General features: G+C 52.2%; 19 protein-coding genes and 1 pseudogene. 9 read left to right on the forward strand and 11 right to left on the reverse strand.

Translation table 11 applies throughout. From position 1 onward, the window contains the following. Positions 1 to 402: 402 nt before the first annotated feature. Entirely contained in the window at positions 403 to 840 is a 438-nt protein-coding gene (locus ACLJZ5_RS17275; RefSeq protein WP_000973248.1) for an acetyltransferase, read from the reverse strand. Positions 841 to 996: 156 nt separating this feature from the next. On the opposite strand from ACLJZ5_RS17275, the gene metA reads away from it, so the two are divergent. The 4 genes from metA to aceK all read left to right on the forward strand — a co-directional run bounded on the left by metA (position 997) and on the right by aceK (position 6,984). Further along, positions 997 to 1,926, forward strand: a complete 930-nt coding sequence (gene metA, locus ACLJZ5_RS17280) for a homoserine O-succinyltransferase MetA (protein WP_001122764.1) — start codon at positions 997 to 999, stop codon at positions 1,924 to 1,926. A gap of 267 nt (positions 1,927 to 2,193) precedes the next feature. Then, complete coding sequence (gene aceB / locus ACLJZ5_RS17285) at positions 2,194 to 3,795, forward strand: malate synthase A (protein WP_001069371.1); 1,602 nt, start codon at positions 2,194 to 2,196, stop codon at positions 3,793 to 3,795. 31 nt (positions 3,796 to 3,826) lie between these two features. After that, positions 3,827 to 5,131 carry an isocitrate lyase gene (gene aceA, locus ACLJZ5_RS17290; RefSeq protein ID WP_000857882.1) on the forward strand — a complete coding sequence of 435 codons (1,305 nt, stop codon included), beginning with the start codon at positions 3,827 to 3,829 and terminating at the stop codon, positions 5,129 to 5,131. Positions 5,132 to 5,232: 101 nt separating this feature from the next. After that, positions 5,233 to 6,984: a bifunctional isocitrate dehydrogenase kinase/phosphatase gene (aceK, locus tag ACLJZ5_RS17295; protein WP_024797321.1), complete on the forward strand. Its 1,752-nt coding sequence runs from the start codon at positions 5,233 to 5,235 to the stop codon at positions 6,982 to 6,984. On the opposite strand, the gene ACLJZ5_RS17300 is transcribed toward aceK, so the two are convergent. Together ACLJZ5_RS17300 and iclR are read right to left on the reverse strand one after the other, a co-directional pair. Then, complete coding sequence (locus tag ACLJZ5_RS17300) at positions 6,948 to 7,355, reverse strand: ASCH domain-containing protein (protein WP_010989091.1); 408 nt, start codon at positions 7,353 to 7,355, stop codon at positions 6,948 to 6,950. The genes aceK and ACLJZ5_RS17300 overlap by 37 nt on opposite strands. A gap of 10 nt (positions 7,356 to 7,365) precedes the next feature. Beyond that, positions 7,366 to 8,190: a glyoxylate bypass operon transcriptional repressor IclR gene (iclR, locus tag ACLJZ5_RS17305; RefSeq protein ID WP_000226434.1), complete on the reverse strand. Its 825-nt coding sequence runs from the start codon at positions 8,188 to 8,190 to the stop codon at positions 7,366 to 7,368. Between the two features lie 306 nt (positions 8,191 to 8,496). Here iclR and metH point away from each other — a divergent pair, with 306 nt between their 5' ends. Then, positions 8,497 to 12,180, forward strand: a complete 3,684-nt coding sequence (gene metH, locus ACLJZ5_RS17310; protein ID WP_023251790.1) for a methionine synthase — start codon at positions 8,497 to 8,499, stop codon at positions 12,178 to 12,180. Positions 12,181 to 12,446: 266 nt separating this feature from the next. After that, the gene (locus tag ACLJZ5_RS17315; protein ID WP_000956811.1) at positions 12,447 to 14,078 is read left to right on the forward strand and encodes a Na/Pi cotransporter family protein; all 1,632 of its coding nucleotides are present in this window, start codon (positions 12,447 to 12,449) and stop codon (positions 14,076 to 14,078) included. Positions 14,079 to 14,153: 75 nt separating this feature from the next. Here the strand turns inward: ACLJZ5_RS17315 and pepE are convergent, their stop codons facing one another. Continuing rightward, on the reverse strand, positions 14,154 to 14,843 hold the full coding sequence (gene pepE, locus ACLJZ5_RS17320; RefSeq protein WP_024797322.1) for a dipeptidase PepE: 690 nt from the start codon (positions 14,841 to 14,843) through the stop codon (positions 14,154 to 14,156). A 71-nt stretch (positions 14,844 to 14,914) separates the two neighbouring features. On the opposite strand from pepE, the gene ACLJZ5_RS17325 reads away from it, so the two are divergent. Genes ACLJZ5_RS17325 through rluF form a run of 3 tightly spaced genes read left to right on the forward strand, consistent with a single transcriptional unit; the run spans position 14,915 to position 16,506 of the window. Next, positions 14,915 to 15,016: a hypothetical protein gene (locus ACLJZ5_RS17325; RefSeq protein ID WP_031617799.1), complete on the forward strand. Its 102-nt coding sequence runs from the start codon at positions 14,915 to 14,917 to the stop codon at positions 15,014 to 15,016. A gap of 34 nt (positions 15,017 to 15,050) precedes the next feature. After that, positions 15,051 to 15,590 (forward strand): DUF2058 domain-containing protein, encoded by a 540-nt coding sequence (locus ACLJZ5_RS17330; RefSeq protein WP_001096724.1) that lies wholly within the window; start codon positions 15,051 to 15,053, stop codon positions 15,588 to 15,590. Positions 15,591 to 15,636: 46 nt separating this feature from the next. After that, the gene (gene rluF, locus ACLJZ5_RS17335; RefSeq protein WP_000954618.1) at positions 15,637 to 16,506 is read left to right on the forward strand and encodes a 23S rRNA pseudouridine(2604) synthase RluF; all 870 of its coding nucleotides are present in this window, start codon (positions 15,637 to 15,639) and stop codon (positions 16,504 to 16,506) included. On the opposite strand, the gene ACLJZ5_RS17340 is transcribed toward rluF, so the two are convergent. The 7 genes and pseudogenes from ACLJZ5_RS17340 to ACLJZ5_RS17370 form a co-directional block, all read right to left on the reverse strand. Then, entirely contained in the window at positions 16,503 to 16,775 is a 273-nt protein-coding gene (locus tag ACLJZ5_RS17340) for a DUF3811 domain-containing protein (protein WP_001207628.1), read from the reverse strand. The two genes, rluF and ACLJZ5_RS17340, sit on opposite strands and share 4 nt — an antisense overlap. A gap of 97 nt (positions 16,776 to 16,872) precedes the next feature. Then, positions 16,873 to 17,814, reverse strand: coding sequence for a ketopantoate/pantoate/pantothenate transporter PanS (gene panS, locus ACLJZ5_RS17345; protein ID WP_000881647.1), 942 nt, complete (start codon positions 17,812 to 17,814; stop codon positions 16,873 to 16,875). Positions 17,815 to 18,075: 261 nt separating this feature from the next. After that, on the reverse strand, positions 18,076 to 18,804 hold the full coding sequence (locus ACLJZ5_RS17350) for a hypothetical protein (protein WP_000587743.1): 729 nt from the start codon (positions 18,802 to 18,804) through the stop codon (positions 18,076 to 18,078). Between the two features lie 196 nt (positions 18,805 to 19,000). Continuing rightward, positions 19,001 to 19,290, reverse strand: a pseudogene (locus ACLJZ5_RS17355) (hypothetical protein). A gap of 251 nt (positions 19,291 to 19,541) precedes the next feature. Further along, positions 19,542 to 19,997 carry a hypothetical protein gene (locus ACLJZ5_RS17360; protein ID WP_017465885.1) on the reverse strand — a complete coding sequence of 152 codons (456 nt, stop codon included), beginning with the start codon at positions 19,995 to 19,997 and terminating at the stop codon, positions 19,542 to 19,544. Continuing rightward, positions 19,994 to 20,557, reverse strand: a complete 564-nt coding sequence (locus ACLJZ5_RS17365; RefSeq protein ID WP_049826049.1) for a DUF4376 domain-containing protein — start codon at positions 20,555 to 20,557, stop codon at positions 19,994 to 19,996. Before ACLJZ5_RS17365 ends, ACLJZ5_RS17360 begins: the two co-directional genes overlap by 4 nt. Before the next feature lie 51 nt (positions 20,558 to 20,608). After that, the gene (locus tag ACLJZ5_RS17370; protein WP_024797324.1) at positions 20,609 to 22,135 is read right to left on the reverse strand and encodes a phage tail protein; all 1,527 of its coding nucleotides are present in this window, start codon (positions 22,133 to 22,135) and stop codon (positions 20,609 to 20,611) included. Positions 22,136 to 22,137 lie beyond the last annotated feature (2 nt).

The following is a 22,137-nucleotide window of genomic DNA, read 5'->3' on the forward strand; positions in this document are numbered from 1 at the left end:
CAGAAGTGAAACGCCGTAGCGCCGATGGTAGTGTGGGGTCTCCCCATGCGAGAGTAGGGAACTGCCAGGCATCAAATAAAATGAAGGGCCCTGTCGGAAGACAGGGCCTTTTGTTTTATCTGTGGTCTGTCGGTGAGCACTCTCCTGAGGAGGAGAAATCCGCCGGGATCGGATTTGAACGTTGCGCAGCAACGGCCCGTAGGGTGGCGGGCAGGACGCCCGCCATAAACTGCCAGGCATCAGACAAGTGAAGAAGCCCGTTCTGACGGACGGGCTTCTTTGCGTGTGTGGTAACTGTAAAAATGTAGGCCTGATAAGCGCAGCGCCATCAGGCAACCTGCACCGCCGGATGGCAGTTTAGCCTTATCCGACCTGTATGCACTTATCAGGCAGCACCACTACTCACGGATAAATTAAATTCAACAATGGATACGGTTTCCCAAGATCGTCAACCTCCGAACGTCCCGTCACCTTAAATCCCATTTTCTTATAAAATCCAACAGCTTGTGTATTTTGCTCGTTAACATTGGTTGTCAACCCCGGCGCCAGTGTTAACGCATGTTCAACTAATCTCTTACCGATACCCTGACCACGCACGTCCGGATCGACAAACAGCGCATCCATATGTTCACCGGTAAGCAGCATAAATCCTACCGGCTCATCCTGATCGGTCACGGCAACCCATAGTGGCGCTTCTGGCAGAAAATCGCTCACCAGTTCTTCCAGTTCGGCCCGATAAGCGTTTGACAGAAAATCGTGCGTGGCATCGACTGAGCGACGCCAGATCGCAATCAGTTTTTCCCCTTCCTCATGCCTTGAACGACGAATGTTAATCATCATCTTCACTCCTTTTTTGCTTACTTCTATTCTAATGCAAATGCTGTCGTGAAACTTTCTCACCTTGAACTTGCAGACTCGACATTCGCCTGATTTCTGAGTATCTTCAGCTATCTGGATGTCTAAACGTTTAAACGTATGTCGTGAGGTTATCAGGTTATGCCGATTCGCGTGCTGGACGAGCTACCCGCCGTCAATTTTTTACGTGAGGAGAATGTCTTCGTCATGACGACTTCTCGCGCATCAGGTCAGGAAATTCGCCCGCTAAAGGTACTTATCCTTAACCTGATGCCGAAGAAGATTGAAACGGAAAATCAGTTTCTGCGTTTGCTATCGAACTCGCCATTGCAGGTCGATATTCAACTACTGCGGATAGATGCCCGCGAGTCGAGGAACACGCCAGCCGAGCATCTGAACAACTTTTACTGTAACTTCGACGATATCTGCGATCAGAACTTTGATGGGCTTATCGTGACCGGAGCGCCGCTGGGTCTGGTGGAATTTAATGACGTGGCTTACTGGCCGCAGATTAGGCAGGTGCTTGAATGGGCGAAAGATCACGTTACTTCGACGCTATTTGTCTGTTGGGCCGTTCAGGCCGCACTCAATATTCTGTATGGTATCCCTAAGCAGACCCGTACAGATAAACTTTCCGGCGTCTATGAACATCACATCCTTCATCCACATGCTCTGTTGACGCGTGGTTTTGATGATTCGTTTCTTGCGCCACACTCACGCTATGCCGATTTCCCGGCGGCGCTAATACGGGATTATACGGATCTTGAAATTCTGGCCGAAACAGAAGAGGGGGATGCGTACCTGTTTGCCAGCAAAGATAAACGTATTGCGTTTGTCACTGGTCATCCTGAATATGACGCTCATACGTTAGCGGGTGAATATTTTCGTGACGTTGAGGCCGGGTTAAATCCGGAGATTCCGTACAACTATTTCCCAAAAAACGATCCGCAAAACATACCGCGCGCAACCTGGCGCAGCCACGGTAATTTACTGTTTACTAACTGGCTCAACTATTATGTCTACCAGATTACGCCATATGATCTGCGTCACATGAATCCAACCCTGGATTAATCTTCTGCTTCTGACGATCCTAAAGCGTTTCAGCATGTTGAATCAGGCACCTTCGGGTGCCTTTTTTATTTCCGAAACGCACCTCATCATGTAATTAAATTTAATTTACATTGTTATCAATAGGTTAATGCATAATTAAATTAAAAATGGAAATTGTTTTTGATTTTGAAATTTAATTGAGTAGTCTTAGTTGTGTTGAACGAAAAGCGCACAGTGATCCTTCGTTCGCATTGGGGATGTATCTGGATCAACAAGAGGAGCTGCATGATGAATCCACAGGCAACCACAACTGATGAATTAACCTTTACCAGGCCGCAAGGCGAGCTGGAAAAGCAAGTCCTGACCGCTGAGGCAGTCGAGTTTTTGACGGAGTTAGTCACCCGTTTTACGCCAAAACGCAATAAACTCCTGGCTGCACGTATCCAGCAACAGCAGGATATTGATAACGGTAAGTTGCCTGATTTTATTTCGGAAACCACTTCCATTAGAGAAAGTAATTGGCAGATTCGTGGTATTCCGGCGGATTTACAGGATCGCCGAGTAGAAATTACCGGGCCGGTTGAACGTAAAATGGTGATTAATGCCCTGAACGCAAATGTGAAAGTGTTTATGGCGGATTTTGAAGACTCGCTGGCGCCGGACTGGAATAAAGTTATTGATGGTCAAATCAACCTGCGTGATGCGGTGAACGGCACCATTAGCTATACCAACGAAGCCGGAAAAATCTATCAGCTCAAGCCCGATCCGGCCGTATTGATTTGTCGTGTACGTGGTCTACATCTGCCAGAAAAACATGTTACCTGGCGGGGGGAAGCCATTCCCGGCAGCCTGTTTGATTTTGCTCTGTACTTTTTCCACAACTATAAAGCGCTGCTCGCTAAAGGTAGCGGCCCGTATTTTTACCTGCCGAAAACGCAAGCCTGGCAGGAGGCAGCCTGGTGGAGTGAGGTTTTCAGCTACGCCGAAGACCGCTTTAACCTGCCGCGCGGTACGATCAAAGCGACCCTGTTGATTGAAACGCTGCCGGCTGTTTTCCAGATGGATGAGATTCTTCATGCGCTGCGTGATCATATCGTCGGTCTCAACTGTGGTCGCTGGGATTATATTTTCAGCTATATCAAAACGTTGAAAAATCACCCGGATCGCGTCTTGCCGGACAGGCAGGTGGTAACGATGGACAAACCGTTTCTGAGCGCCTACTCGCGCCTGCTGATCAAAACCTGTCACAAGCGCGGCGCGTTCGCGATGGGCGGTATGGCGGCGTTTATCCCGAGCAAAGACGTTGAACGTAACAATCAGGTCCTTGCCAAAGTGAAAGCGGATAAAGCGCTGGAAGCGAACAACGGCCACGACGGCACGTGGATTGCGCATCCCGGGTTGGCGGATACCGCAATGGCCGTCTTTAACGAGGTACTGGGCGAGCACAAAAATCAGCTGTTCATTACCCGTGATGAAGATGCGCCGATTACCGCTGAACAGTTACTGGAGCCATGTGAAGGCGAACGCACAGAAGCGGGAATGCGCGCCAATATTCGCGTGGCAGTGCAGTACATTGAAGCGTGGATCTCCGGCAATGGCTGTGTACCGATTTACGGTCTGATGGAGGATGCCGCGACGGCGGAAATCTCACGAACCTCTATCTGGCAGTGGATTCACCATGAGAAAACACTGAGCAATGGAAAACCCGTAACGAAAGCGCTTTTCCGCGAAATGTTGGCGGAAGAGATGCGGGTAATCCAGGACGAACTGGGCGAGCACCGCTACAGCAGCGGGCGCTTCGACGATGCCGCACGTCTGATGGAGCAAATCACCACCTCAGATGACTTAATCGACTTCCTCACCCTGCCGGGCTATCGCTTACTGGCTTAATTCACCACATAACAATATGGAGCATCTGCACATGAAAACCCGTACTCAACAAATCGAAGAATTACAGAAAGAGTGGACACAACCGCGCTGGGAAGGCATCACCCGCCCGTACAGCGCGGAGGAGGTGGTGAAATTACGCGGCTCGGTTAACCCGGAGTGCACGCTGGCGCAGCTCGGCGCCGCGAAAATGTGGCGGCTGTTGCACGGTGAAGCGAAAAAAGGCTATATCAACAGCCTTGGCGCGCTGACTGGCGGTCAGGCGTTGCAGCAGGCGAAAGCCGGTATTGAGGCGATTTATCTTTCAGGCTGGCAGGTGGCGGCAGATGCCAACCTGGCATCCAGCATGTATCCGGATCAATCGTTGTACCCGGCAAACTCTGTTCCGGCGGTAGTGGATCGGATCAACAACACTTTTCGTCGTGCAGATCAGATCCAGTGGGCATCCGGTATTGAACCCAACGATCCGCGCTATGTGGATTACTTCCTGCCGATCGTTGCTGATGCGGAAGCCGGTTTTGGCGGCGTTCTGAATGCCTTCGAACTGATGAAATCGATGATTGAAGCCGGTGCAGCGGCCGTTCACTTCGAAGATCAGCTGGCGTCGGTGAAGAAATGCGGCCATATGGGCGGCAAGGTGCTGGTCCCCACGCAGGAGGCGATTCAGAAACTGGTTGCTGCGCGTCTGGCCGCTGATGTGATGGGCGTCCCGACGCTGGTGATTGCGCGTACCGATGCGGATGCGGCAGATCTGATTACCTCCGACTGCGATCCCTATGACAGCGGTTTCATTACCGGCGAACGCACCAGCGAAGGTTTCTACCGCACCCATGCGGGCATTGAGCAGGCGATCAGCCGCGGTCTGGCGTATGCCCCGTATGCCGATCTGGTATGGTGCGAAACCTCTACGCCGGATCTCGAACTGGCGCGTCGTTTTGCCGATGCTATCCACGCGAAGTATCCGGGCAAACTGCTGGCCTATAACTGTTCGCCATCCTTCAACTGGCAGAAGAATCTGGACGACAAGACCATTGCCAGCTTCCAGCAGCAGTTGTCGGACATGGGTTACAAATACCAGTTTATTACCCTGGCGGGCATCCACAGCATGTGGTTCAACATGTTCGACCTGGCGCATGCATACGCGCAGGGCGAGGGCATGAAGCACTATGTTGAGAAGGTTCAACAACCCGAGTTCGCCGCGGCGAAAGACGGCTACACCTTTGTTTCCCACCAGCAGGAAGTGGGTACTGGTTACTTCGACAAAGTCACCACCATTATTCAGGGCGGCGCGTCATCCGTTACCGCGTTAACGGGTTCCACCGAAGAATCGCAGTTTTGATTGATGCCCGGTGGCGCTGCGCTTACCGGGCCTACAGATAGCGTAGGCCGGATAAGCGAACGCGCCATCCGGCATGATGTGGTGCCGGATGAGGGAAAAAAATGCCGCGTGGCCTGGAATTACTGATTGCTCAAACCATCCTGCAAGGCTTTGACGCGCAGTATGGTCGATTTCTGGAAGTGACTTCCGGCGCGCAGCAGCGTTTTGAACAGGCCGACTGGCACGCCGTCCAACAGGCGATGAAAAGCCGTATCCACCTCTATGATCATCATGTGGGTCTGGTGGTGGAACAACTGCGCTGTATTACCGATGGCAAAAGTACCGACGCGGATTTCCTTTTACGCGTTAAAGAGCATTACACCCGGCTGTTGCCGGATTACCCGCGCTTCGAGATTGCGGAGAGCTTTTTCAACTCCGTTTATTGTCGGTTATTTGACCACCGCTCGTTAACACCCGAGCGGTTGTTTATTTTCAGTTCGCAACCGGAGCGTCGCTTCCGTACTATCCCGCGCCCGCTGGCCAAAGACTTCTTTCCCGATCACGGTTGGCAGCCGCTGTTGATGCGCATACTCAGTGACTTACCGCTGCGTCTGCCCTGGCAGAATAAAAGCCGGGATATCCGCTATATTATCGCGCACCTGACTGAAACACTGGGCGAGGACGCGCTACCTCGCTGCCATGTCCAGGTGGCGAACGAGTTGTTTTACCGTAATAAAGCGGCCTGGCTGGTAGGTAAATTAACCACACCTGACGGTACGCTGCCGTTTTTATTGCCGATTCATCGCACTGATGAGGGTGAACTATTTGTCGATACCTGCCTGACCACCACGGCAGAAGCGAGCATTGTGTTTGGTTTTGCCCGCTCTTATTTTATGGTGTATGCGCCGCTGCCTGCCGCGCTGGTTGAGTGGTTGCGTGAAATCCTGCCGGGTAAAACCACTGCCGAGCTGTATATGGCGATTGGCTGCCAGAAACATGCGAAAACCGAAAGCTACCGCGAATATTTGTGTTATCTGGCTGAAAGCAATGAGAAATTCATTGAGGCGCCTGGCATCCGCGGCATGGTGATGCTGGTGTTTACCCTGCCAGGTTTCGACCGGGTATTTAAAATCATTAAAGACAAATTCGCCCCGCAGAAAGAGATGTCTGCCGCCCATGTGCGTGCCTGTTATCAACTGGTAAAAGAGCATGATCGCGTCGGTCGTATGGCGGATACCCAGGAGTTTGAGAATTTCGTACTGGATAAACGGCAAATTGATCCGGCGCTGATGGCGCTGTTACGGCAAGAAGTGCCAGAGAAGATTACCGATCTTGGGGAACATATCGTCATTCGCCATCTCTATATTGAACGTCGCATGGTGCCACTCAATATCTGGCTGGAACAGGTAGAAGGCCAGCAGTTGCGCGATGCGATAGAAGAATATGGTAATGCGATTCGCCAGCTTGCCGCCGCTAATATTTTCCCCGGCGATATGTTGTTTAAAAACTTTGGCGTTACCCGTCATGGTCGCGTGGTGTTCTACGACTACGATGAAATTTGCTACATGACGGAAGTGAATTTCCGCGATATTCCGCCAGCGCGTTATCCAGAAGACGAACTGGCCAGTGAACCCTGGTATAGCGTCTCGCCAGGTGATGTTTTCCCGGAGGAGTTTCGCCACTGGCTGTGTGCCGATCCGCGTATCGGGCCATTGTTTGAAGAGATGCATGCCGACCTGTTTCGCGCCGATTACTGGCGCGCGCTACAGACGCGTATTAAAGAAGGGCATGTAGAAGATGTGTATGCCTATCGACGTCGCCAGCGCTTTAGCGTGCGTTACGGCGCGATCTCAAGTACGGCGAACTCTTCGTAAACCAGTTCCATCTCCGGCGACCAATTACCCTCGCGCTCAAAAAAGGCCCGGTGTGCCGCTTGCCAGTACGCCAGGCTAAGATCGCCTTCGCCTTCCAGTGCGGCGAGATCGGCGCTCATCTCGTTAAAACGGATCAGCCTGAGCGCCAGCGTGCGTATGACGCACACGGCGTCGCCTGTGCCGTTGAGCACAATGTGATATGACCCGGGCGTGACAGGGGGCTGCTCTTTCTGATAGCTAACCAGCGAGCTACAGGTGCCACGCTTTTTACCGGCGACCACTAGCGCCGCCAGCTCGTCGGCCAGCGCCGGCGAATCACCGAAAGACCAACAGAAGGCCTGTGGGTACTTCTCCTGCCAGTATAATTTCAGGCTGCTCATTTCAGCGAGTTCCACCATAGGCCAGCGTCACCTCTTTCGCCGCTTTAATCACCATGGCGCCAAGTTCGGTGACGCGATCGTCAGTAATGCGTGAGCAGGGGCCGGAAATAGAGAGGGCCGCAAACGGTTCGCGGTGTTCGTCATAAATACACGAGGCCACGCAGCGCAGACCGAGCGCATGTTCTTCGTCGTCAAAGGAATAGCCGCGCTTGCGTGTTTGGGCGAGGTCATCTTTCAGATGCAGCGGCGACACCAGCGTCGCATGGGTATAAGCGTGCAACCCCTTGCGGTGCAGCAGACTGGTAACCTGTTCCTCACTGAGCTGTGATAAAAACGCCTTGCCCGCGCCAGAGGCGTGCATGGGCAGCTTGCCGCCAATAGGGGCGGACATGCGCATCAATTGTGTGCACTGCACCTGGTCGATAATAATGGCCTGATGGTCGCTCTGGTCGAGTACGGCAAGGTTTACCGTTTCGCCGGAGTCCTCCATCAGCTTGCGCAAAATCGGATGGACAATCGCCAGCAGATTACGGCTCTGTAAGAAGCTGCTGCCGACGATAAACGCGTGTGCGCCTACGGCCCAGTGGCCCAGCTCACCGACCTGGCGGACAAAACCCTGCTGCTGCATGGTGGTGAGTAGACGGTGAGTCGTGGAATTAGGCAAACCCGCCTGTTGCGCCAGTTCGGTCAGCGCGACGCTGCCGTTGGACTCGGCAATCCACTCCAGCAGCTTCAGACCGCGAGTTAAAGACTGAACCTGCCCGGTTACGGGTGCAGTGGTAGCGGCAGGTTTTCTCCCGCGTTTCGCGGGAACAGGGGCAACCATGGCAGACTCCTTTTTCTGTATCGTGGAAATCATTTTCGTTTTATTCAATTATAATGCAAGAGTTCCTGAACTGATCGGATGAGTGACATCACAGGATGCCCGATGGCGCTTCGCTTATCAGGCCTACGCTTTGGGAGCCGCCAAAGTAATTTGTAGGCTGGATAGGGCGCTTGCGCCGCCATCCGGCAAAACGGAACCAATAGCGCCAGCAAGCTGAACATGTCTCATGTTGCCCGTTGTTCTCTTTTCCGCCAGCACGCTTTGTGCCAGTATGGCTCGTTACGTGGAGCGTTGTCGGGAGCGAGTGTGAGCAGCAAAGTTGAACAACTGCGTGCGCAGTTAAATGAACGTATTCTGGTGCTGGACGGCGGTATGGGCACCATGATCCAGAGCTATCGTCTACATGAAGAAGATTTCCGCGGGGAGCGCTTTGCCGACTGGCCCTGCGACCTGAAAGGCAACAATGACCTGCTGGTACTCAGCAAGCCGGAGGTGATCGCCGCTATCCACAACGCCTACTTTGAGGCTGGCGCGGATATCATCGAAACCAACACCTTTAACTCGACAACCATTGCGATGGCGGATTACCGGATGGAATCCCTGTCGGCGGAAATTAACTATGCGGCGGCCAAACTGGCGCGCGCCTGCGCCGATGAATGGACGGCGCGAACACCAGAAAAACCACGCTTTGTTGCGGGCGTGCTTGGTCCAACTAACCGCACGGCCTCCATTTCGCCGGACGTCAACGACCCGGCGTTTCGTAATATCACCTTCGATCAGCTGGTGGCGGCCTACCGTGAATCCACTAAAGCGCTGGTGGAAGGTGGCGTAGATCTGATTCTGATTGAGACCGTCTTTGACACCCTGAATGCGAAAGCGGCGGTGTTTGCGGTGAAAGAGGAGTTTGAGGCGTTGGGCGTAGACTTGCCGATCATGATTTCCGGCACCATCACCGACGCTTCCGGGCGAACGCTTTCCGGCCAGACGACCGAAGCCTTTTATAACTCGCTGCGCCACGCCGAGGCGCTCACTTTTGGCCTTAACTGCGCGCTGGGGCCAGATGAACTGCGCCAGTACGTCCAGGAACTGTCGCGGATTGCCGAATGCTACGTCACCGCGCACCCGAACGCCGGCCTGCCGAACGCTTTCGGCGAGTACGACCTCGACGCCGACACCATGGCGAAACAGATTCGCGAATGGGCGGAAGCGGGCTTCCTGAATATCGTTGGCGGCTGCTGTGGCACTACGCCGGAGCATATCGCCGCCATGAGCCGCGCCGTTGCCGGTTTGCCGCCGCGCCAGCTGCCGGATATCCCGGTTGCCTGCCGCCTTTCCGGCCTGGAGCCGCTGAACATTGGCGACGACAGCCTGTTTGTCAACGTCGGCGAACGTACCAACGTCACCGGTTCGGCCAAATTTAAACGGCTGATCAAAGAAGAGAAATACAGCGAAGCGCTGGATGTTGCCCGTCAGCAGGTAGAAAGCGGCGCGCAGATTATTGATATCAATATGGATGAGGGGATGCTCGACGCCGAAGCGGCGATGGTGCGTTTCCTCAGCCTGATTGCCGGTGAGCCGGATATTGCCCGTGTACCAATCATGATCGACTCCTCCAAATGGGAGGTTATCGAAAAAGGGCTGAAGTGCATTCAGGGTAAAGGCATCGTCAACTCTATTTCGATGAAAGAGGGCGTGGAAGCTTTTATTCATCATGCGAAGTTGCTACGTCGCTACGGCGCGGCAGTGGTGGTGATGGCCTTTGATGAGCAGGGGCAGGCCGATACCCGCGAGCGTAAAATCGAGATTTGCCGCCGGGCGTACAAAATTCTCACCGAAGAGGTGGGCTTCCCGCCGGAAGACATCATCTTCGACCCGAATATCTTCGCCGTGGCGACCGGTATTGAAGAGCACAACAACTATGCGCAGGACTTTATCGGCGCTTGCGAAGATATTAAACGCGAGCTGCCGCATGCGCTGATCTCCGGCGGCGTGTCTAACGTGTCCTTCTCGTTCCGCGGCAACGACCCGGTACGTGAGGCTATCCACGCGGTATTCCTCTACTACGCCATCCGCAACGGCATGGACATGGGCATCGTCAACGCCGGGCAATTGGCGATTTATGACGACCTGCCTGCCGAACTGCGCGATGCGGTTGAAGATGTCATTCTTAACCGTCGCGATGACGGCACTGAGCGTTTGCTGGATTTGGCGGAGAAATACCGCGGCAGCAAAACCGACGAAGCTGCCAACGCCCAGCAGGCGGAATGGCGTAGCTGGGACGTGAAAAAGCGTCTCGAATACTCGCTGGTGAAAGGCATTACCGAATTTATCGAACAGGATACCGAAGAAGCCCGCCAGCAGGCCTCCCGCCCGATTGAGGTGATTGAAGGCCCGCTGATGGACGGCATGAACGTGGTCGGCGACCTGTTCGGCGAAGGGAAAATGTTCCTGCCGCAGGTGGTGAAATCCGCTCGCGTGATGAAACAAGCGGTGGCCTACCTGGAGCCGTTTATTGAAGCCAGCAAAGAAAAAGGCTCCAGCAACGGCAAGATGGTCATCGCCACCGTGAAGGGCGATGTGCACGACATTGGCAAGAACATTGTTGGCGTGGTGCTGCAATGCAACAACTACGAAATCGTCGATCTTGGCGTGATGGTGCCAGCGGAGAAAATCCTCAGAACGGCGCGTGAAGTGAATGCCGATCTGATTGGTCTTTCCGGGCTTATTACCCCGTCGCTGGACGAAATGGTCAACGTGGCGAAAGAGATGGAGCGTCAGGGCTTTACTATTCCGCTACTGATCGGCGGCGCAACCACTTCGAAAGCGCACACCGCGGTGAAAATCGAGCAGAACTACAGCGGTCCGACGGTCTACGTGCAGAATGCTTCGCGTACCGTGGGCGTAGTGGCGGCGCTACTCTCCGACACCCAGCGCGATGACTTTGTCGCCCGTACCCGCAAAGAGTACGAAACCGTGCGTATTCAGCACGCCCGCAAAAAACCGCGCACGCCGCCGGTCACGCTGGAAGCGGCGCGCGATAACGATCTGGCATTCGATTGGGAACGCTACACCCCGCCAGTAGCCCACCGTCTGGGCGTGCAGGAGGTAGAAGCCAGCATCGAAACTTTGCGCAACTACATCGACTGGACGCCGTTCTTTATGACCTGGTCGCTGGCCGGCAAATACCCGCGTATTCTGGAAGATGAAGTGGTGGGCGTTGAGGCGCAGCGCCTGTTTAAAGACGCCAACGACATGCTGGATAAACTGAGCGCGGAGAAACTGTTGAATCCGCGTGGCGTGGTGGGCTTGTTCCCGGCGAACCGTGTGGGTGACGACATCGAAATCTATCGCGACGAAACCCGTACTCATGTTCTGACGGTCAGCCACCACCTGCGCCAGCAGACTGAGAAAGTCGGTTTTGCCAACTACTGTCTGGCGGATTTTGTCGCGCCGAAATTGTCCGGAAAAGCGGACTACATCGGCGCGTTTGCCGTCACCGGCGGTCTTGAAGAAGACGCCCTGGCTGATGCTTACGAAGCGCAACACGACGACTATAACAAGATCATGGTGAAAGCGATTGCCGACCGTCTGGCGGAAGCGTTTGCCGAGTACCTGCATGAGCGTGTACGTAAGGTTTACTGGGGATATGCGCCGAACGAGAGCCTGAGTAACGACGAATTAATCCGCGAAAACTACCAGGGGATTCGCCCGGCGCCGGGTTATCCTGCCTGCCCGGAACATACCGAAAAAGGCACTATTTGGCAGCTACTGGATGTCGAAAAACACACAGGGATGAAGCTCACCGAATCTTTCGCCATGTGGCCTGGCGCGTCGGTCTCCGGCTGGTACTTCAGCCATCCTGAGAGCAAATACTTCGCGGTAGCGCAGATTCAACGCGATCAGGTGACAGATTATGCTTTCCGTAAAGGAATGAGCGTTGAGGACGTTGAGCGGTGGCTGGCGCCGAACCTGGGTTACGATGCGGACTGATTCATAAAATCGTCACTTTTCCTTACAACATACAAGGCGCTCATTGGGTGCCTTGTCTCTTTCTTACAATTAAACCCTTATACTGAAGGAAGGCTCTACGCTGAATTTGCCGGATGACGGCGTAAACGCCTTATCCAGCATACCGTATTACGTATGGTAAGCCCGGTGGCGTGCAACGCCAGCAGGCCTTAACGCTGTGCGCCATCAGGCAATTTATCGCAAGTGAGCTTCAGGAAAACGTATAACGATAAGGAGAACCTGACGCCGTGTTAACTTTGCTCCATCTACTTTCTGCCGTTGCGCTGTTGGTATGGGGAACACATATCGTTCGTACTGGCGTAATGCGCGTGTTTGGCGCGCGTCTACGCACTGTCCTCAGCCGCAGCGTGGAAAAGAAACCGCTCGCCTTTTGTGCGGGTATCGGTGTTACCGCGCTGGTACAAAGCAGTAACGCCACCACTTTATTGGTAACGTCGTTTGTCGCCCAGGATCTTGTCGCCCTGACGCCAGCTCTGGTGATTGTGCTGGGCGCCGATGTGGGTACTGCGCTAATGGCGCGTATTCTCACCTTTGATTTGTCGTGGCTATCGCCGCTGCTGATTTTTATTGGCGTGATTTTCTTTTTGGGACGTAAGCAGTCCCGCGCCGGGCAGCTGGGTCGCGTCGGTATCGGGCTTGGCCTGATTCTACTGGCGCTGGAGCTGATTGTGCAGGCAGTGACGCCGATCACTCAGGCTAATGGCGTGCAGGTCATTTTCGCGTCGCTGACGGGCGACATTATGCTGGATGCGCTGATTGGCGCGATGTTCGCTATTATCAGTTATTCCAGCCTGGCGGCGGTGTTGCTGACGGCGACCCTGACGGCGGCGGGGATTATATCGTTCCCGGTGGCGTTGTGCCTGGTCATCGGCGCTAATCTGGGATCGGGGCTGCTGGCGATGCTCAATAACAGCGCCGCCAATGCTGCCGCGCGTCGCGTAGCGCTCGGCAGCCTATTGTTCAAATTGATCGGCAGCCTGGTCATCCTGCCGTTTGTCCATCCGCTGGCGAATCTGATGGATGAGCTATCGCTACCGAAGTCAGAGCTGGTGATCTATTTCCACGTTTTCTATAACCTGGTGCGCTGCCTGGCGATGGTGCCATTTGCCGAGCTGATGGCGCGTTTTTGTAAACGAATTATTCGTGATGAGCCTGAACTGGATACCCATCTGAAGCCGAAACATCTGGATGTCAGCGCGCTGGATACGCCAACGCTGGCGCTGGCTAATGCTGCCCGCGAGGTGTTGCGCATTGGCGATGCGATGGAACAGATGATGGAAGGGCTAAAAAAGGTCATGCACGGCGAGCCGCGTGAAGAGAAAGCGCTGCGCAAGCTGGCGGATGACGTTAACGTGCTCTACACCGCGATTAAGCTTTATCTGGCGCGAATGCCAAAAGACGAGCTGGCGGCGGAGGAGTCCCGCCGGTGGGCGGAGATTATTGAGATGGCCCTGAACCTCGAACAGGCGTCGGATATTATCGAGCGAATGGGCAGCGAGATTGCCGACAAGTCGCTGGCGGCGCGTCGGGCATTTTCAGAAGAAGGATTGAAAGAGCTGGATGCGCTTTACGATCAACTGCTCAGTAATCTGCAACTGGCGATGTCGGTCTTTTTCTCCGGCGATGTCACCAGCGCCCGTCGGTTGCGCCGCAGTAAACATCGCTTCCGTATACTTAATCGCCGATACTCACATGCGCATGTCGACCGCCTGCACCAGCAGAACGTGCAAAGCATTGAAACCAGCTCGCTCCATTTAGGGCTGCTGGGCGATATGAAGCGTCTTAACTCACTGTTCTGTTCGGTCGCCTATAGCGTACTGGAACAGCCGGATCAGGACGAGGAACGGGGCGAGTATTAAGTGAAATGCCGGATGGCGGGGCCTACGGAGAACATGCGCGTAGGCCCGCCATTCGGCATTCAATGTGGCCTGGGATTAAAAGCGATGACCCGCTTCCAGCGCCACGGCCTCTTCGCCCGCTTTAAACACCCAGGTGGTATTCGGGCCGCCGAGAACCGCCTGGCCGTTGCTCACCTGAATCCAGTTACCTTCCGGCAAACCAATCACTGTCAGTTCCGGCGCGACCACCAGCAGTTCGCGAATACGCTGCTCGCGGGTCTCGCCCTTATGACCTTCCGGCAAGGCGTTAGTGAAGTGAGGATTAATTTGCAGCGGGAACAGATCCAGCGCGTCGAAACCGTTTGGATCGACGATCGGCATATCGTTGGTCGTGCGGATAGTCGGGCAGGCAAGGTTGGCACCCGCGCTCCAGCCGATATACAGCGCGCCGCGTTTTACCCTGTCCGCTATCGGCGCCAGCAGCCCGCGTTCACGCGATTCTTTCAGTAGCTGGAAGGTATTTCCGCCGCCGACAATAATGATTTCCGCTTTCTCAATCGCCGCAAGCGGATCGGCGACACGATGAATCCCTGTGACGTTTATCCCTAATGGCGCAAGCACCTCTGCGGTTTTATCCGTGTACTCGTCCCATGTTTGCGTGACGCCGGCAAACGGAATAAACACGGCTGAGCGTCGACCGTTCAATTGATTCGCTATCAGCGGCAGAGCGTGTTCCAGCCAGGCTTTACCCGGCAGCGTCGAGTTACTTAATAAAAGCAGTTCCATTACTTCTCCACCTCATCAGGAAATGTCAAAACGTAATAATGCTACCATTATCCATTTAATGTCTTACTGATATGGCTCATGATGTTACGCGTGTTACAGGCAAAGCGCGGTCGCTAAAAGTGACGCCAGGCCAGATCTGCTATCTGGTATCGCCTGAAAAATTACAGGTATAATCCGCAAAATTATTTAACACGTTTAGAGACGAAAATGGCAAAACTGACCTTACAAGAGCAACTGCTACAAGCGGGATTAGTGACCAGCAAAAAAATGGCCAAAGTCCAGCGCACGGCTAAAAAATCACGCGTTCAGGCTCGTGAGGCCAGAGAGGCGGTGGAAGAAAATAAAAAGGCGCAACTTGAGCGTGATAAACAACTCAGTGAACAGCAAAAACAAGCGGTTTTAGCGAAAGAGTTTAAAGCTCAGGTTAAGCAACTTATTGAAATGAATAGAATCAATGTATCTAAAGGCGATATTGGTTTTAACTTCACCGATAATAACGTCATCAAAAAAATAGACGTGGATAAGCTCACCCAGACGCAACTGATTAATGGGCGTCTCGCGATTGCGCGCCTGGTTATCAATAACAGCGGTGAATGTGAATATGCTATTATTCCCGCGAGCGTCGCCGATAAAATCGCACAACGAGATGCGGACAGTATTGTCGTAAACAGTGCGCTGAGTCAGGAAGAGCAGGACGAAGATGATCCGTATGCCGATTTTAAAGTTCCTGACGATTTGATGTGGTAAGTCACATTCCCGACGTTTATGTAGAAAAATTTCTCAGAGAGTAAATATGCTGACCGACACATCTACCCGGCTTAATAAATATATCAGTGAAAGCGGCATCTGTTCGCGTCGCGAGGCGGACCGTTTTATCGAACAGGGCAATGTCTTTATCAACGGCAAACGCGCCGCCATTGGCGATCAGGTAGTCGCCGGGGATGTTGTTAAAGTAAATGGTCGGTTGATTGAGCCGCGAGAAGCGGATGATTTAGTGCTGATTGCGCTGAATAAACCGGTTGGCATTGTCAGTACCACTGAAGACGGTGAACGCGACAATATTGTCGATTTTGTGAACCACAGCAAACGTATCTTCCCGATTGGTCGTCTGGATAAAGACTCGCAGGGGCTGATATTTCTGACTAACCACGGCGATCTGGTCAATAAGATTCTGCGTGCCGGTAACGATCACGAAAAAGAGTATCTGGTGACGGTGGATAAACCGATTACCGACGAGTTTATTCGCGGTATGGGCGCTGGCGTGCCGATTCTGGGTACCGTCACCAAAAAATGTAAGGTGAAAAAAGAGGCGCCGTTTGTCTTTCGCATCACCCTGGTGCAGGGATTAAACCGTCAGATCCGTCGTATGTGTGAATACTTTGGTTATGAAGTGACGAAACTGGAGCGTACGCGCATTATGAACGTCAGCCTGAGCGGGATTCCGCTGGGCGAGTGGCGCGATCTGACGGACGATGAGCTGATCGATCTGTTTAAATTGATTGAGCGTTCCTCTTCCGAAGCCAAACCAAAGGCCAAAGCGAAGCCGAAGACCACGGGTATTAAGCGACCGGTCGTTGCGATCGAAAAAAGCAATGAGAAAGCGCGCCCGGCATCAAGCGGTAAGCGCTTTACCTCGCCGGGACGAAAGAAGAAAGGACGTTAACGTCTGCCGCGCGTCGGTGTATTCGCCGACCAGGAGAATGACGCTTCCGTATCGGGTTTATACGCCTGCTTTTTCTTCAACTGGCGGGCTTTTTTCGCTTCAGCCTCACGCAGCGCCATCAGCTTATCGATGTACTCCTTTTTTACGCTGTTGGTCTCAGAATTGGTCAGAGGACGACCGTGCGCAATACGGGCGCGGTCCAGCAACGTTTTCAGTTCGCGCTGTTCGCGCTCGGTCATCTCTTTTTGGGTAATGCGGGGGAGTGCCATACGCGTGCCCTCAGTTAGCCGATGCATTTAGTCTACGGCAATACGCAACGGGCGGATAGCGTGTAAGCCGGGTAAGCTTGCGCCACCCGGCAATATTTTAATTTACCTTTGCCGTTTCGCCCGATTTTTCAACAATCGGTTTCCCGGACCAGTAACCAGCCAGTAGTGACCCTGAAAGGTTGTGCCACACTGAGAACAGCGCGCCAGGCAGCGCTGCGAGCGGGCCAAAGTAGATTTTACCCAATGCAGCAGCAAGACCAGAGTTCTGCATCCCGACTTCGATCGCCAGCGTTCGACAGGTTGACTCATCAAAACCGAACAGACGTCCACCCCAGTAGCCGCCAAGCAGGCCAAGGGTGTTATGCAGGATCACCGCGATGATCACCATAAAGCCGACGGAGGCGATATGTGAAGCTGAACCCGCGACCACCGCGCTGATGATTGCCAAAATGCACACCATCGAGAATGCTGGCAGATAAGGTTTTACCACTTTCACTACGCGCGGAAACAGATGGTGAATCACCAACCCCAGCGTGATTGGAATGACCACAATCTGTAGAATGCTCAGCAGCATACCCATCACGTCGACTTGAATATGGGCATCGACGTACAGGCGCGTGAGTAGTGGTGTGGCGACCACGCCGACCAGCGTGGAGACCGATGAAATGGTGACTGAGAGCGCGACGTCTCCCTTCGCCAGATAGATCATTACGTTAGAGGCCGTGCCGCTGGCTACGCTACCGACCAGTACCATCCCGGCGGACAGATCTGGCGGCATCTTAAACAGCAACGCCAGCAGCCATGCCGCGAGCGGCATTACCAGATAGTGCAGGAATATCCCTGCGGCGACAGGGGCTGGTCGGGAGAGCACGCGTTTAAAGTCGTCAACGTTAAGATGGACCCCCATACCGAACATAATCAACATCAGTAGTGTCGCGACCCACGGCCCAACAGGAGTAAAGGTGGATGGTGTGTAATACGCAATGAGAGAGAGCAGCAGCGCCCATAACGGGAACAGCCGGGTAATGACGGCGAGCATGTTGTTTTCCTTGCAAGTATGTTGTGTTTGTTATCAACGGGTCAGGATCGAGCCAGACCATAGTTATTATTTATCGCGTGAAGGAAGATTATTCAAACAAATTACGCTCATGATCCAGTGTGGGCACGTGACAGGCTGGATGACGCGCCTGCGTCGCCATCCGGCAACGTATCGCCCGATGGCGCTTACGCTACCGTATTAGAAATATATAGAGGTTCTGGTGGCGTAAAGAAAAGCGCCGGCATTGAAGAGAAGGAAGCTTTAACGCAGTGATAACTTATATTGTTTCACTTTGCTTTGGATTGTGTTTTTTAAACTAAAGTAAGGCACCCAAGGCAATGCTGTGTTCCAGGGGCGAGGGGAACCATGAAAACAGACTATGCTTGCTCCGTCAGGTAATTTTCCATTACCTGTCCCATCGTATAGTTCAGGGTTAAAACCAATCATTTTTGGTGTTGCTATATTAGCTTTGTAACTAATAATTCTTCCGGGTAAGATGTTTTGCCATCTTTCAGCATCTTGACATATTCTGCCGATAAATCCTTGATCGCCATGATAGGGCGGGGTTCTTATGGCATTGATTTCCTTTTCAGGATTTTTCATAAATTCATCCCACACATTTTTTTTCGCGGGTGCAGGAATAAACATAATACCTGTTGCTGGCGCAACTGAAGCACCATGCTGAGAAAAGTCATTAAGTAATGTTATTTTTTTCATAGTTGTCAGAGGAGTAATATCTCCCACAACAACGCTATCTATATCAATATAGAGAATATCCTCATTACCAAGAACAGGATGCAGTGGATTGAAAAGTTCTAGTTTTGCCCACCATCCTGGCCAATCATACAAAAGAGGCGCTGTATTTACCCCTTTTATCTTTAGCGCATCTGTTAAACAAACAGAATCATAACCTTTGAGCTGCTTATGTAACCATTGAGCATGTTTTGTGGTGAAGTCTTTGCTTTGTCTGAGCACAGAAACAATAATCATTATATTCCCCGGTGAATATTAGGTGTTTTTAGCCATGTTCCACTATATTTAATGTGCTTTATATTGCAACAAAATTAGTGTTCATATGGTTATCGAAGTTTAATTACATTCAAGATGTGAATGTAATTAATTTGTTTATAATGTTATTAATATATGTAATGTAAGTTGATAAATGTTTTAGTGATTGTTTTGTCTTTTATATTTCCATGGGGAGATATAAAATAAGAGTTGGGATGGGAGTGATCTTATTTCCCCTTTTTACTGCTCCCAGCTCTATATCAATTCCAAATTTGGAATTTAGCTTGCGATTAATCCATAATCCAGTTTTTTTCTGTTTTTTTGAACCATAGATATACATCTCATTTGCCAGACGCCACCAAAATAAAAAATTACGACGGCGATTGTTATTGGCCTGCATAAGTAATCGATATAATAAAAATTCATTCCTGCGAATGATCTCATGCCGCCAGTATTTCCGTAATCCACTTCCTTTTTTAGATATGGAAAATAATAAGCAATGTAAGAGTTTGATTTTTTCTTCCTCCAACGAAGAAAGCTAGCTTGTTAAATAAATGTTATTATCGTAGGGGGTTCACGTATCAATTGGTAAAAAGACTATAAGATGGTTTTTTATAATACTTCATTTGCTATGCAAACTGAACATTTGATGCTAACAAATAAATACTAACGGGTATTACTTAATTCAACACCGCCGGGCTTTATACCCGGCGAGAGATTCAACAATCGTATTGCCAGCTACTGACTAAGGCATAAAGGTGGCTGGGGGAGTAGCGCCAGCTATCGTTTAGTCCGAGAAATTCAGCGCAAAACTCGCTGCAAAACAGTTTATCTTTGCGCTCCCGGTTATACAGCGCGATACCGAGCGCGCCCTGCCAGTCATAGCGTTTGCCGTTATGTTTGCGGAAAAAGGCCTCCACTTCCGGCAACGTGGCCTTTAACGGTAGCTTATCCCACTTATCGTCCGGTAACGGTATTATCTTTCCCCGCACGCCGCGATCGCGAAACGATGCAGAGTAGCAGAGGTATTCATTACCGCCGTGCGCCACCGCCAGTTCACAGTGAGAGTAGATACCGCGCGTGACTTTGCGCGTGAGCCAGTCGACAAACCTGGCGATGCCGCGATACTCCGATCGCCCCTTATAGCAAGCGAGCCAGACGGTGGTTTGACTCATGGCTGCCAGCCTGATGAATAGTCGTAGTCGAGCACTTCCTGGATATCCCCCAGCGCTTCTACCGCCGCAATATGCCGCTGCGCGTTGGCAAACAGGTGCATATCGTGATCCATAGTGACGGTTTCAAACTGCGCGGCGATGTCGTTGGTCAGTTCAATCAAACCGTTATTTTTGGTCTGCCACATTAACCCTGCCGGAATCTGCTTTGTCTGACCCATTCTGGTGAGTGACATTTGCTGAATACGGCTGTTAGCATCGCTGTGGAAATGGTTGCCGTCGATAATGATGTAATCGGCGGTAACGGTGTCGCGCTGGGTTTTGATTTGCTGAATTTTTCCCTTTTTTACACTACTAAGAACGGCCAGCATTTGTGATTCATCAAATACCCATTCACCTTTTACCATTTTATAAAAATTTCCAGGAGGAGGAGTAGTAATAAATGATAATGTTTCACTATTAACCCAAATCAGATTATTAGTATTCGCGTATTCTTGCCATTGCTGTTCAGTTATTTCAATTAAAGATTGTCTTTCTGGATAGTTATAGAGATCGGTATCCATCCAGTCCAGAACAATAAATCGATCTGGATCATAATATGCGTATTTCATTTATTACCACCATAATTTCACAAAACCAGAAGAACCTTTTCCACCAGCAGTACACCTATGCGAGCTCCAAGCTCCAACACCGCCAGAGCCACCAGAACCATAACCATTACCCGGATTACTCCCATCAGTAGTTCCCGCCCCGCCTATTCCATATGCTGAATTTTCTCCGTTATCCCCAGCCTTCTCTCCCATTGACCCCCCCGCAGAGATAAAATATATACCACCTGATCCTCCATTACCTCCGAGTGCATTGATTCCAGAGAAAGACGATGTGCCCCCTTTACCTCCGTTTTGTCCATCTAAAGGGAAAGTCGTATCGAGGGGGGCTCCATTACCTCCCGCACCAACAACAACAGGTAATTGGGTTCCTGAAATAACAGTAGCCACAGCAGAAACCAGAACAGAAGCTTTACCTCCGTATCCCTGTATATGCTTCTCTATTACGCCTTCGGCACCACTACCACCTCCTCCGCCACCACCTATCATTTCCACCAATACCCTCGTTACTCCAGACGGCACAGTAAATGTTCCGTTCTCAGTAAAGAATGCAAAATTTCCCAGATATCGTATATCGGCATTTGATGTACTGATTGCCGCATTCGCCTTATCCATCGCCGCTTTCACCGCGCTCGGCGTCGCCGCCTCCGTCGTACTGGTGCTATCGGTGGCGCTATTAAGCTTCACAATCCCTTTTTGCGTCAGCGTACCGTCCGGGACGCCGGTAATCTGGTTCCAGGCGTGAGTATGGTTCGCCGGAGCCGCCGCATTCGCCTTATCCATCGCCGCCTTGACCGCACTGGGCGTTGCCGCTTCGGTGGTGCTGGTGCTATCGGTGGCGCTATTAAGCTTCACAATCCCTTTTTGCGTCAGCGTGCCGTCCGGGACGCCGATAATCTGGTTCCAGGTATGCGTGTGATTACGCGCTTCCGCCATCGCCGCTTTTACCGCCTTTGGCGTAGCCGCTTTGGTTTCGTCATCGCTGTCGGTGGCGTTACTGAGTTGCGTAAAGCCTTTCTGCGTTAATGTCGCATCCGGGTGATTTGTCGAATGTTCATGCTCGTCCAGCCGGACATCCACATAGTCGCGCGTCGCCAGCACGATGCTCGGATCTACGGTCAGCGTGACCGCCGTGGTGTTGGAGACTTCCATAATCAGGCGGATACAGACCTGCTTGCCGCAACCGCCCGGCAGCAGCGGTTTGTAGGATTCCGGGAATTTGCCGATCGCGATCAGCTCGCCCTCGTCGTCGAATACGCCCACTTCGCGCACGTACCAGCCGCCAATCTCTTCCGGCAGCACCAACTCGGCAATCAGCCAGTTAGGATTATTCGGCGCAACGGTCAGCGTATTCATCTCGCCGCGCCAGACTTCGTGGCGTAATTTGGTCTGGCTGGCGGTGGGCTCATAATATTGCCCACCGCCGTCGCCAACCGCCATCTTTTGCAGATGTATCTGTTTCTTATCCGCAAGGGCGCTGGCGATTTTCGCCATTCCCCTGTCGGTCAGGAGGGTATAAAACTCATTATCCATAA

The sequence above is a fragment of the Salmonella sp. 5800 genome (genome assembly GCF_046558195.1).
Lineage (GTDB): Bacteria > Pseudomonadota > Gammaproteobacteria > Enterobacterales > Enterobacteriaceae > Salmonella > Salmonella enterica.